The 12,691-nt window shown below is 69.3% G+C and carries 7 protein-coding genes; 5 read left to right on the top strand and 2 right to left on the bottom strand.

Annotated elements, in window-relative coordinates:
- The first annotated feature begins 54 nt into the window (after window positions 1-54).
- From AB0H21_RS33235 to AB0H21_RS33225, 3 genes are all read left to right on the top strand, one after another.
- Entirely contained in the window at window positions 55-1,218 is a 1,164-nt protein-coding gene (locus tag AB0H21_RS33235; RefSeq protein WP_358524737.1) for an acyl-CoA dehydrogenase family protein, read from the top strand.
- 527 nt (window positions 1,219-1,745) lie between these two features.
- The gene (locus AB0H21_RS33230) at window positions 1,746-3,821 is read left to right on the top strand and encodes an alkaline phosphatase family protein (protein WP_358524734.1); all 2,076 of its coding nucleotides are present in this window, start codon (window positions 1,746-1,748) and stop codon (window positions 3,819-3,821) included.
- A gap of 10 nt (window positions 3,822-3,831) precedes the next feature.
- Entirely contained in the window at window positions 3,832-6,969 is a 3,138-nt protein-coding gene (locus AB0H21_RS33225) for an InlB B-repeat-containing protein (protein ID WP_358524731.1), read from the top strand.
- Window positions 6,970-7,067: 98 nt separating this feature from the next.
- Here AB0H21_RS33225 and AB0H21_RS33220 read toward each other — a convergent pair whose 3' ends face one another.
- The gene (locus AB0H21_RS33220; RefSeq protein ID WP_358524729.1) at window positions 7,068-8,144 is read right to left on the bottom strand and encodes a ParB/Srx family N-terminal domain-containing protein; all 1,077 of its coding nucleotides are present in this window, start codon (window positions 8,142-8,144) and stop codon (window positions 7,068-7,070) included.
- Between the two features lie 537 nt (window positions 8,145-8,681).
- Here AB0H21_RS33220 and AB0H21_RS33215 point away from each other — a divergent pair.
- Both AB0H21_RS33215 and AB0H21_RS33210 read left to right on the top strand, forming a co-directional pair.
- Entirely contained in the window at window positions 8,682-9,974 is a 1,293-nt protein-coding gene (locus AB0H21_RS33215; RefSeq protein WP_358524726.1) for a bifunctional GNAT family N-acetyltransferase/ATP-binding protein, read from the top strand.
- A gap of 274 nt (window positions 9,975-10,248) precedes the next feature.
- A complete protein-coding gene (locus AB0H21_RS33210; protein WP_358524723.1) occupies window positions 10,249-11,079 on the top strand; it encodes a phosphoribosylaminoimidazolesuccinocarboxamide synthase in 831 nt (276 codons plus the stop codon).
- A gap of 21 nt (window positions 11,080-11,100) precedes the next feature.
- Here the strand turns inward: AB0H21_RS33210 and AB0H21_RS33205 are convergent, their stop codons facing one another.
- Window positions 11,101-12,654 carry an LCP family protein gene (locus AB0H21_RS33205; RefSeq protein ID WP_358524720.1) on the bottom strand — a complete coding sequence of 518 codons (1,554 nt, stop codon included), beginning with the start codon at window positions 12,652-12,654 and terminating at the stop codon, window positions 11,101-11,103.
- Between the last annotated feature and the right edge of the window lie 37 nt (window positions 12,655-12,691).

The raw sequence follows: 12,691 nt of genomic DNA, 5'->3' as shown, positions 1-12,691 counted from the left end.
TATCCATATACCCCCGTTCGGTCCCCGTATTGTTGGACGTCCTACTATTTGTCTATGAGCTTCCCTCTGTACGCACCCGGTGACGAGCACCGCATGCTCCGCGAGACCGTTCGGGCGCTCGCCGACGAGAAGATCGCCCCACACGCCGCCTCCGTGGACGAGAACGCAGAGTTCCCGTGGGAGGCATACAAGGCGCTGGTGGCCGCCGACCTGCACGCCGTCCACATCCCCGAGCAGTATGGCGGCGCCGGAGCCGACGCGCTCGCCGCCGCGATCGTCATCGAGGAGGTCGCGCGGGCGTGCGCGTCCTCCTCCCTCATCCCGGCGGTCAACAAGCTCGGCACCGTGCCGCTGCTGCTGTCGGCCTCCGAGGACCTCAAACAGCGCTACCTGCCGCGCGTGGCCGGCGGCGAGGGTATGTTCTCCTACGCCCTGTCCGAGCCGGAGGCCGGCTCCGACGCCGCCGCGATGAAGACCCGGGCCGTCCGGGACGGCGACCACTACGTGCTTAACGGCACCAAGATGTGGATCACCAACGCGGGCGTCTCGGAGTTCTACACGGTCATGGCCGTCACCGACCCCGCCGCCGGGGCCCGGGGCATCTCGGCCTTCGTGATCGAGAAGGACGACGAGGGCGTGAGCTTCGGCGCCAAGGAGAAGAAGCTCGGCATCAAGGGGTCGCCCACGCGCCAGGTCATCCTGGAGAACGTGCGCGTCCCCGCGGACCGCATGATCGGCGAGGAGGGCACAGGCTTCAAGACCGCCCTCGCGACCCTGGACCACACCCGGATCACCATCGCCGCCCAGGCGCTCGGCATCGCCCAGGGCGCCCTCGACTACGCCATCGGCTACGTCAAGGAGCGCAAGCAGTTCGGCAGGCCGATCGCCGAGTTCCAGGGGCTCCAGTTCATGATCGCCGATATGGCGATGAAGCTCGAGGCCGCCCGCCAGCTCACCTACGCCGCCGCGGCCAAGTCCGAGGCCGTCATGCACGGCGAGAAGGTCGCGGACCTGACCTTCTTCTCCAGCGCCGCCAAGTGCGCCGCCTCCGACGCCGCGATGGAGATCACCACCGACGCCGTCCAGCTCCTCGGTGGTTACGGGTACACCCGCGACTACCCGGTGGAGCGCATGATGCGCGACGCCAAGATCACCCAGATCTACGAGGGCACCAACCAGATCCAGCGCATGGTCATGGCCCGCCAGCTCCTCAAGTAGCCCCTGACATGCAGGAACCCCGCCTCCCATGCTCGGGAGGCGGGGTTCGCCGTGTCCGGACGGGACCTCTGAACGATCACGGTTTCGTACCTGTTCCGTGAGAGCCGGTTCGGGCCGGCGTCGCGGCAGCCGCCGAAGCGCCCGGCGTCCGGCCGAGCGAAGCCGGTCTCCTGTGTCTCGCCTCGGTCATCGCCTCCTTCCAGATCAGGCCGGGAACCGACGTACCTGAGCCCGAGCCGCTCGGCCATCCTGACGGTCTCGCACAGGCAGGCCTTTTCCTGTGAGCGCATGGAGAAGGTGTTCACCGCGTCTTGGGTGCCCGATCGCAGGGTGACGAACCGGTCCCCGCCCTTCTCCCCGTTGCGAATGGTGACAAACGGATCGCCGACGGCCTAATGCGTAGTTACCACGCATCTCGGGAGATATTCGTCGAGAGATCGGCCATGGTGAACTCGCGGTCGCCCGTCCGTTCAACTTCAAATGGTGGACTGCGCCGAGTTTTCGATCGCGTTAGAAGGGGTACCGCCATGTCCACAGAGGATCCCGGCTACATCGGCACCGCCGGGGATGGCGAGGGTCGAGCCTCCGCCGGGGGTAGTGGCTTCCGGCCGACACGCCGGCGGGTGCTCAAGGGCCTTGGCTTCGCCGCCGGGGCCGCGGCGGTCGGTGGCGTTGCGGTGGGTGGCGCTGATCCGGCCGCAGCGGCGCCGGTGAAGTCACCTGGTCCGTTGCCGTCGGCCGACTATGTGCTGCCCGAGGGCTTCACCGGGACGCTGGCCGATCTGAAGCATGTCGTGATCCTCATGCAGGAGAACCGCCCGTTTGACCAGTACTTCGGTCAGCTGCCGGGCGTGCGCGGTCACTACGACAAGCAGGCCCTGCGCTTCCAGGACGGGACGACCGTTTTCCAGCAGCCGAACGGCTCCAAGGTGGTCACGCCGTTCCACTCCGCCAGCAACTACGGGTTCGACCACAATTTGTACGGCGCGAACGGCGGCCGCTGGAACACCTGGGTGCCGGACAAGGGCAGCAACAGCCTGCACTACTACTACCTGAACGAGGTGCCGGTGCATGCGACGCTGGCGCAGGAGTTCACGGTCTGCGACATGAGCTTCTGCTCGGTACCTGGCCCGACCACCCCGAATCGGTTGTTCCTCTGGACGGGGACCTCGAACGGTGTGACGAACAACGGTGGCGAGTCCTCCGGCAACCGCGCTTGGCCGACCTACCCGGAGGCCATGCAGGCGGCGGGCGTCAGTTGGCGGATTTATGTCGACAACACCAACAACGGTGACAGCTGGGTCGGCGACTACACCGACAACCCGATCCGCGGCTTCGCCGCGTTCACCCCGTCGAGCGCGAACCTCAACGACCCGGTCAAAACCGCTCCCGGCACCGGCCTGGTGTGGCGCGCCAACTCGTTCCCGTACGCCTCGACCGGTGTCCCGAACAACAACTCCGACACGAACCTCGCCGGCGTGCTGAAGGAGTTCATTGCCGCGTGCCGGCCCGACGCGCAGTACCCGTTGCCGGACGTGTCGTACATCGTCGCGCCCTACGGCTGGTCCGAGCACCCGGCGGCAGGTCCGGGCGACGGCGGCCGATTCGTCAAGAAGGTGATCGACACCCTCCAGGCCAACGAGGAGCTCTGGAAGTCGACGCTGCTGATCATCACTTACGACGAGAACGACGGCGCGTTCGACCACGTCCTGCCGCCGCGTCCCGAACCGGGAGAGCCGGCTGAGTGGGCCGGCAGCATCCCGATCGGCTATGGCCCTCGGGTGCCGATGATTCTGGTGTCGCCGTGGACGCGTGGCGGCTGGGTCAACTCGGAGGTCTTCGACCACACCTCCGTCGTCCGCTTCCTCGAGACGTGGACGGCGTACCGCGGCACGCCGGCGATGAGCACCACGATCAGCAGATGGCGCCGCGGTATCAGCGGCGACCTCACCAGTGCGATCGACTTCACTCGCCCGATCGTCAAGCCGCTGACGCTCAGCACGTCCAGCGTGCCGACCTACCCCGCGGGGCAGCTCAAGCCCCTGCCGCTGCCCTTCCACGGCCACGGCGTGCTCGTCGAGGACCGCGTCAACGGCACCGTCCGCGCCGACCTGTCCGTTCATGGCGGCGCGTCCGGCAAGACGCTGAGCATGCAGGTCTTCCCGGACAAGTACCAGGCGTTCGCCAACACCGCGATAACCGTCGGCCAGGGCGCCACGAAGAGCTACACCTGGGACGTCACGCAGACCGACGGAAAGTACGCCTTCTCGGTCTACGGCCACGACGGCTTCGTCCGCTCCTTCGCCGGCCAGGTTGTGCCCGCCGGACAGAACAACATCGGGATCCCGCGTGTCGACGTCGACCTCGTGGCCGGCTCCGCCGCGACGGTCAAGATCACGCTGCGCAACGACGGGTCGCAGTCGGTGCGCTACTCGTTGACGGCCAACGACTACCTCGGCGGCAACCAGACCCTCCGGGTGGCCGGCGGCAAGTCGACCGTCGTCGAGTGGCCCACCAAAAACGGCTACTACGACGTGATCATCACCGCCGACACCGGAACCGGCTGGACCCAGCGCTACGCCGGCCGCGTTGCGACGATCTGAGGAGACGACAATGCATATCAAGCGGGGAAGGAAGGCAACCGCCGTCACCGCGGCCGGTGCGATGCTGTTCGCACTGCTCACCGTGTCGGCGACGCCGGCCGGCGCATCGGTGCCGACGGTTTCCGGAGACGTCCAGCCAGTCGCCTCGTACGACTTCGACAACGACTCGGGTAGCACGGTCGTCGATTCCTCGGGCCACGGCAACAACGCGACCTGGACGGGAACGCCCGGCTATGCCAGCGGGATCAGTGGCAAGGCGATGCAGTTCTACCGCGGCACGCGGATCGTCACGCTACCGTCGAACGTCAAGCCCGGCAGCACCGGCGTGTCCGTCCAGTTCTGGCTGTACGAGACGGAAGCCAGCCAGGACGGCGCCTTCTTCGGCAACGAAGACTGGCGGTCGGGTTCGGGCCCTTACGGTGGCCTGCTGCTCTACAACCTCAACGGCACCACTCAGCTCAGTGCGCTGATCGGCGGCAACTCGGCCCGGCTCACCAACCTCGACAACATCAAGGGTAAGTGGGTCTACATCGGCGCCGTCGTCGACAGCACCGCCAAGACCCTGAAGGTCTACGAAAACGGCGCCCAGGTCGGAAGCACCCTCAAGTACACCACGACCAATCCGCTCGACGGTGGCCTGCCGTTCCGGATCGGCACCGATGGCCGCGGTGTGACGCTCACCGGCGACTACCCCGATGCCTGGGCCAGCGGCCTGGTCGACGACTTCAACATCTACGACCAGCCGATCAGTTCCACGCAGATCGCCAACGACTACGCCGCCACGAACCCGGCCAACTACCACTCGATCACGGTCACCAGCGGCGGCCACGGATCGGCATCGGCCGACTTCGCTGCGACCGGCCCGGGCACGAAGGTGTCGCTCACCCAGAACGCGACGACGGGCTACCACTTCGCCGGTTGGCAGGTTCAGAGCCCGTCGGGTCTGACGATCAGCTCGGACAACACGTTCGCGATGCCCACCACGGACGTGTCAGTGCGGGCGACCTTCGACCCGAACGTGTATACCGTGCACTTCGTCGGCAACGGTGCGGACGGCGGATCCACTCCGGACCAGAAGATCGGTTACGACCAGTCCACGCCCCTCACGGCGAACAGCTACACCCGTACCGGCGCCGGCTTCGTCGGCTGGGCGACAAGCCCGACCGGGCCGGTGGTCTACCGCGACGGGGAGAGCGTGTCGAACCTCGCCGTGGCCGACGGGGCGACCGTCACGCTCTACGCACGCTGGCGCGGCACGGGGCAGCACCTGGTCTCGTTCGGCACCGGTGCGCACGGCACCGCGACCGCTTCGGCGGACTCGGTCACCCCGGGCGGCACCGTGACACTCACCCCGGCGCCGACCACTGGATATCACCTCGCGGGTTGGCAGGTCGAAACTCCGGCAGGCCTGACGGTGAATGCCAACAACACCTTCACCATGCCGGCAGCGGACGTGACGCTCACCCCGCAGTTCGCGCCGAACACCTACACGGTCCACTACGACGGCAACGGCGCCGACGGGGGCACAACGGACGACAGTTCGTTCTCCTACGACCACGCTGCGGCGCTTGCGCCGAACGGCTCCGCCCGCGAACACTTCCGCTTCGCCGGGTGGAGCACCACCGCGACAGGCCCGGTCGTCTATGAGGACATGGCCACCGTCAACAACCTGACCGCCGAGCAGGGCGGCACCGTCACGTTGTACGCACAGTGGACCAAGCTGTCGGTGCAGCCGGGCTCGTGGTCGAGCCTGCCCGCGGGTTTCGTCACCGACACCTTCCACCTGCCGAGCGTGCCGGTCACGGCGGCGATCAGTCAGCCGCTGGTCGGGCTGTGGAACGGCGCGGCGCCGACGCAGTTCAGCAAGGTCTCGGGTGACGAGTGGCTCAGTGTGAGCGCGGACGGCACCGTCAGGGGGACCGCCCCGGGCACGGTGCCGCAACATGCCGGCGAGATCACGGTGTCGGCGACCAACGGGACCACGACCTCGCGCATCCTCGTTGAGGTGCCGGTCGTGGCGCTGCACGCGGCCCCGCGAATCCAGACCGCGTCGTGGAACGCCTGGGACAACGGCCGGCGCGTCACCGACGCGGCCGGGAAGAACCTGGCCGTGATCGCCTCGCAGGGCATTGGTGTCGTTGGGTTCCAGGACGGCGGCTACGCCATGGCGCAGTCCGTCGGGACCGCGCTGGGCTGGCAGGTCCACGGGGCCGGTGACCTCGGCATCGTCTCGTCCTACCCGTTCACGACCGCGAAGCGGGTGTACCCGACCAACTCGACGCCGGCAGCCGCGGCGACGATCAGCGTTGACGGCAACCCGATCCACGTGTGGGACGTCCACCTCAACGAGTCCGACTACGGCCCCTACAACGCCTGCTTCGACGGGGCGACCGCCCCGGGGACCCTGATCTCGCACGAGAAGTCGACCACTCGGTACGCGCAGGCGCAGGCGGTGGCACAAGCGATGAAGGACGACCTGAAGCGCAGCGTGCCGGTGATACTGCTCGGCGACCTGGCCTCGCCCTCGGGTGCCGACTGGACCGCTGCCACATCGGGTTCGCACTGCGACGCAGGCGCTGTCGACTGGCCCGTCCCAGACGTGTTCACCAAGGCCGGGCTGGCCGACTCGTTCCGGGTGGCCAACACCGATCCCGCCGCCAACCCCGGAAACACCTGGTCACCGGTCACCCCGACCAACGGCAACGGGCAGCCCGAACCGCAGGACCGCATCGACTACGTCCACTACACCCGCGGTGCCCTGCACGTCGAGGAGGCACACACGTTGACGGTCGGCTGGCCCTCGGCCACAAATGTCGCCCGCAACGCCTGGGCCAGCGACCACGCCGCGGCGGTCACGACGTTCGCCGTCGGTGGCAAGACCACCGGCCCGACACCGGCGAAGGCTCCAACAGTCACGGTGAACAGGCACACGATCGCCTACCAGGTCGGCCAGGGTCCGGCCGACGACGCCGCATTCCTCAACGACGTCGGCGCCGGCACCAACCCGGGTAACGCCACCCTCGCTGTCGACCTCAGCCAGGTGGACTTCACCGCCGAGGGTTGGTACACCGCACTGATCACGTCGACGAGGAAGGGCATGATCTCCGACCCGGTCACCATCGCCGTCCAAGTGGAGCCCGCGCCTTAGCCGACGCTGCCGGCCCCTCTGGGTCAGTCTCAGCACCGCAGCGGCCGGGCCGTCGAGCATGATCGCTCGACGGCCCGGCCGTACTCGCCCCGGAGGCCTCAGCCCAGGCCGTGCACCCGCTTGTACTCCAGCGCGTACGCCAGCTTGCCGGGCTTGGCGTCGGAGTACGGCTTGCTCAGCTTGTCGAACTCGCCCTTATTGGCGGCCTTGCCGTCGTTCCACTGGCCCAGCGCGCCCAGCTGGGCGGCGGTGAAGCCGTTGTCGACGACGGTGTTCTTGGGCAATGCGGTGATCGCCTCGGTCAGTGCCCTGACGGTGGCCAGGTAGCTGCCGTGGTCGTTCTGGTTCCAGTTGGCCAGGTCGATCGGCTTGGCGTCGCGGACCCAGCTACCCCAGTAGAACTCCTGGAACGGCAGCCCGTTCTGCGCATAGCCGATGTCGCGGCCGAAGTAGAGCAGGCTGCGGTACTTGTCGTCGGTGAAGTTGGCCAGCCCCACGCTGGTCGGCAGCTTGTTCACCTTGACCGGGTCGCCGTTGGGGCCGCGCAGCCACACCCACTTGTTCGCCCGCATCTCGTTCCAGAAGGCCTGACGGGTGAGGGTGCTCAGGTTGGCCTGCACCCGCAGTCGCACGTGCAGGTCGGCGCCACCATCGGGGCTCTCGAAGAAGGAGGTGAGCGTGTGGTGCCCATCGGTGAGGAACGGCTCGCCGCCGGGACCGATCACGACGGTCTTCATGACGGCGATGCTGTCCGCCGTCTCCGCGCCGACCGGGAGCCGGCACGTGAACGAGGACGGGTCGTTCAGGCGCGCGCCGGGCGACGCCGACGCCGCCGCCACCCGGCCATCGGCCTCGCACCAGTCGTCGAACTTCTTGTTGATCGCGTCCTTGCCGAGGGTGTAGCGGCCGAGCTTGTAGTACACCTCGTCATAACCCAGCGACGGCTGGGTCGGGTGCACGTCGCCGATGCGGACATCGAGCAGGTCACCAGGCTTGGCACACAGGTACTGCGCGAACGGCGTGCTGCGATTGTCGTGCTGGCAGAACGACGGCCGGGTACCCGGAGCGCCGGGCGCGGCGAGCGCGCCCGGCGCCAGGGCGGCACCCGCGCCAACGGTGACGGCGAGACCCACCCCAAGCGCCGAGGCCAGGCGGTACGGAGAACTGAAGCGCATAACACGTGCTCCTCGTTGGCAATGCGTATGTCGACGGTGAGGGTGCCGGTAATCAACCAACGCACGAGATCATGACCCCGACATCCGGGAAAACCAGAGGCGAACATCGTTCTTCTCCGGGGAACGAAAGGGCGGCGGGACTTCCGAACCGAGCCGCCCAGTCGAAGGCGACGCCGGGGAAAACGGTGATCATCGCGGTGAGCGCGCGGGCCCCGAAGGACGGTTTCCGAACCGGTGCAGGCTCTTGACCGGAGGTCCACCGGGGGACGATTCCCTGGGTAATGCCGGTCGCATTGAACCTCCTTATTCATTTCCCCGGCATGGCGAAACCGCCTGCGGTGGAGAGGGCGGCAGCGTTTTATGCCATGATCCAGGATCACCTTAGGGTCTTGACCGGCACGGTGTCGATGTTGTGCTTTGCCAGAATCACTCCGTACTTGGGGCTTGAGCTGGGCTTTGTTCGGTTTGGCGGAGACGGGGTTCGGGCACGGTCTCCACTTCCCCCGACCAGCACCCACGCGACGAGGAGGAACGGCGATGGCCCCGTGGCAGGTGCGCGACCTGCACGAGAACGACCTCGGCCAGGTGGTCCGCCTGCTCGAAGAGTCCCGGGACACGGCCGCCGAGCCGGTGGTGACGCTGGCCGAGGCCGTCGGAGCCGTCCGGGGCGGCATGCCCGCGGTGGTGGCGACGGCCGGCGCGACGCTGGTGGGCGTCGCCGTCTCGCTCGTCGCCGGGGAGCGCGCCTGGGTGCTGCGGCTCGCCATCGACCGCGAGTGGCGGCACCACGGCATCGGATCGGGCCTGCTGTCGGCCCTGGAGAAAAGCTTCACCGACCGCCGCGTCCGCCGCGTCGGCGCGCTGCTGCCCTCGCACGAGCTGGGGGAGACGGCCTTCCTCAACTCCGGGTACGCCGGGCGTCCCGACACGACGTACTTCGAGAAGGCGCTGCCGTCGGCGCCGGCGGAGGCGACGATCCTCGACCAGGTCGGCGGGATCGTCCCCCAGGCCGGCCTCTGGGACCGCATCGCGGGCATGGACGCCGAGAAGGCGATCATCGAGCGCAGGCTGGTGATGCCGCTGGAGCACCGGGACCTCGCCGAGCACTACCATCTGGAGCCGCCCCGGGCCGTCGTGCTGTTCGGCCCGCCCGGGACGGGCAAGACGACCTTCGCCCGCGCGGTCGCCTCGAGGCTGCGGTGGCCGTTCGTGGAGGTGTTCCCGTACCAGCTCGCCGCCGACCCGCACGGGGTGGCCGGGGCGCTGCGGCAGCTCTTCGCGCGCGTCGACCACCTGGGCCAGGTCGTCCTCTTCTTCGACGAGGCCGAGGAGATCGCCTCCGAGCGGCGCGACCCCACGTCGCTGGCCCACCGGATCACCAACGAGCTGCTCAAGCTCATCCCGGTGTTCCGCCGCCGCGACCGCAGGTTGCTGATCTGCGCGACCAACACGGTGCGCCGCATGGACCCGGCGTTCCTGCGGCCGGGACGGTTCGACTACCTGATCCCCATCGGCCCGCCGGACGCGGACGCACGCCGGGCGATCTGGGCCCGGTACATCGGACCCGACCGCCTCGCGCACGTCGACCTCGACCGGCTGGTGGAGGCCAGCGCGCGGTTCACCCCCGCCGACATCGAGTACGCCGCCCGCACGGCCGCGCAGACGGCCTTCGAGCGCCACCTGGGCGCGGACGGTCAGGCCGCGGCCCCCGCCGACCCGGAGCGGGTCACCGCCGACTACCTGGACGCCGTCGCGGCCACCCGCACGTCCCTGACCGAGGACGACATCACCGCCTTCGATCGTGACCTGCGCGCGGCCGCGCGGGTGTAGCGGAGCCGGCACGGCCGCGCGGGTGTAGCGGAGCCGGCACGGCCGCGCGGGTGTAGCGGAGCCGGCACGGCCGCGCGCGGGTGGCCGTCACCACCGGTCGTGGGCCCGGCCGGGCGCGTTCGCGGGCTCGCGGAGGCCGAGGGCGTTCGCGGGGCCGCTGCGTCGAGCGGACCGGGGGACGGGGGCTGGCGGACGGCGGCGGGCCGGGCGGCGGTAGCCTGAGAGCGGCTGGGGAGGCGGGAGGGCCGCCTGGGATCGCAGAGCAGGGGGCAGGGTGAAGCTTCTCCACTCCGGGAAGGTGCGGGACGTCTACGAGGACCGCGGGGACATCGTCCTCGTCGCCTCCGACCGCGTCTCCGTCTACGACGTGATCCTGCCGACCCCCATCCCCGACAAGGGCAAGATCCTCACGCGGCTGTCGCTGTGGTGGTTCGAGCAGCTCGCCGACGTCGTGCCCAACCATGTGATCTCGGCCACCGACGTCCCCCCGGAGTTCGCGGGCCGGGCCGTGCGCTGCCGCAGGCTCGACATGGTGTCCGTGGAGTGCATCGCGCGCGGCTACCTCACCGGCTCCGGCCTGAAGGAGTACCAGGCGCGCGGCTCGGTGTCCGGAGTCGCGCTGCCGTCCGGCCTCGTCGAGGGCTCACGCCTGCCCGAGCCGATCTTCACGCCAACCACCAAGGCCCCGCTCGGCGAGCACGACGAGTTCATCACCTTCGACGACGTGACGGCCCAGGAAGGCGCCAAGACCGCCGAGGAGCTCCGCCGCGCCACCCTGGAGGTCTACCGGCGCGGCGCCGAGATCGCCGCCGAGCGTGGCGTCGTCATCGCCGACACCAAGCTGGAGTTCGGCCGGTCCGCCGACGGCACGCTCACGCTGGGCGACGAGCTGCTGACCTCCGACTCCTCGCGCTTCTGGCCCGCCGCCGACTGGCGGCCCGGGCGCCCACAGCACAGCTTCGACAAGCAGTTCGTCCGCGACTGGGCCGCAGGGACGGGCTGGGACAAGCAGGCCCCCGCGCCCGAGGTCCCCGCCGACATCGTCGAGGCCACCCGCGCCCGCTATGTCGAGGCCTACGAGCTCATCACCGGCAAGACCTGGTGACGCCAAGCCGGGACGGACCGGTCATTTCTTGCAGATGTTCTGCGTCGCCGTCCTGGCCACCGGGGCGTCCGAGGCCGAGGGAGAGGTCGAGGGGGACGCGACCGCCTCCTTGACCGGCACCTCGCGCGCGCCCGAGTACTTCGTGCCGACGATCACCTCGACGCCCGCGACGTCGGCCTCGCGCATCTCGGCCCCGGGGATCGCGGCGGCGACCGTACGCGCCGAGTCCTCGCGCCCGGCCGGGTAGCGGACCACGGAGTCGGTGTAGTTCCTGGTCGCGGTGTCGCCCGGCGCGGACGGCACCTGGAACCCCACCAGCAGCAGGTCCGCCTTGGTCCGCGCGCCGAGGCCGGTGACGGACGTGCCGTTGACCACGCGCACCGCGATGCGCTCCGGCGGCACGGTCAGGTCCTTCCCGGCGGAGGCGTCCGCCGAGTCCGGCGAGGGCGACGCCGCCGACGCCGACGACGCGGACGCGGACGAGCTCGCGGACGGGCCGGGGGTGGCGGACTTGGTGACGGCGGGCTTGACCAGCGGCTCGTCGTCGGCGATTCGCCGGAACAGGTCGCGGGCCGCCGTCTTGTCCCACAGCACCGCCGACTCCCCGGTGGGCGCCCTGTAGTTGACGTCCGCGAGCGGCACGGTGGTGAACGCGACGTCGTCGGTCGAGACGTCCTTGAGCTGGTTGGCCAGCCCGAGCAGGTCCTTGGACAGCGCGTCGTCAACCGTCAGCGTCTGCAGCGTCGACCTGACCAGCGCGGTCAGCTTCACCGGGTTGGCGAGGGTGCCGCCGCTGAGCGCGCGGTGCAGCAGCGCCGAGATCACCTGCTGCTGGCGGTCGATGCGGTCGAGGTCGGAGCGCGCCGTGGCGCGGGTGCGGGCGTAGAACAGCGCCTTCGCCCCGTCGAGCTCGTACGTCCCCGGCGCGAGCTTGAACTTCGTGTGCTGGTCGTCGATGGCCACGGGCGTGCAGACCGAGATGCCGCCGAGGGCGTCCACGACCTTGATGAAGCCGAGCACGTTGACCTCGACGTAGTGGTTGATGGTCAGCCCGGTGGCCTCGCTCACGGTGCGGACGGCCAGTGGCGCGCCGCCGAGGGAGTACGCCGCGTTGATCTTGTGGGTGCCCTTGCCGGGAATGTTCACCCAACTGTCCCGGGGCAGGCTGACCACGGTGACCTTGTCGTGGTCCTCCGACAGGTGGATCACCATCATCGTGTCGCTGCGTTGCCCCACCTCGTGGCCGAGGTGCAGCCGGTTCTGCTCCTTCCGCGTGAGATCGTCGCGCTTGTCCACCCCCACCAGCAGGATGTTCATCGCGCCTCGCGCGTCCGACCCGGCCGTCCCCGCGTCGACCGATTTGATCTGGCTCGTCGCGTACGTCGAGAAGAACCAGAGCGCGCCCGACCCGGCCAGCACCATGGTGGACAGGGCCCCGGTCACCATCACGCCCCGCGCGCCGGCCCGCGACCGCCTCCCACGGCGCTGCGGGAGCCGCACCCCGCCGTAGGCGTCGCCGCCCACCTGGACGCCGGAGTCCGCGCCCACGGCAACGCCGGAATCGTCGTCGCTCACCGTGGTGTCCCCCTCGTCGACGAGAACGCGTCGTCGG

Origin of the sequence: Sphaerisporangium sp. NPDC051011 (genome assembly GCF_040653595.1) — a bacterium.
GTDB lineage: Bacteria > Actinomycetota > Actinomycetes > Streptosporangiales > Streptosporangiaceae > Sphaerisporangium.
Note: the sequence above shows the minus strand (reverse complement) of the source record. Positions and strands in the feature narration are given on the sequence as shown.

Bases quoted from the DNA above. Each gene is read 5' to 3' on its own strand.
- AB0H21_RS33235 (WP_358524737.1), top strand. From the start codon at position 55: ATGAGCTTCCCTCTGTACGCACCCGGTGACGAGCACCGCATGCTCCGC.
- AB0H21_RS33220 (WP_358524729.1), bottom strand. From the start codon at position 8,144: ATGCGCTTCAGTTCTCCGTACCGCCTGGCCTCGGCGCTTGGGGTGGGT.
- AB0H21_RS33230 (WP_358524734.1), top strand. From the start codon at position 1,746: ATGTCCACAGAGGATCCCGGCTACATCGGCACCGCCGGGGATGGCGAG.
- AB0H21_RS33215 (WP_358524726.1), top strand. From the start codon at position 8,682: ATGGCCCCGTGGCAGGTGCGCGACCTGCACGAGAACGACCTCGGCCAG.
- AB0H21_RS33225 (WP_358524731.1), top strand. From the start codon at position 3,832: ATGCATATCAAGCGGGGAAGGAAGGCAACCGCCGTCACCGCGGCCGGT.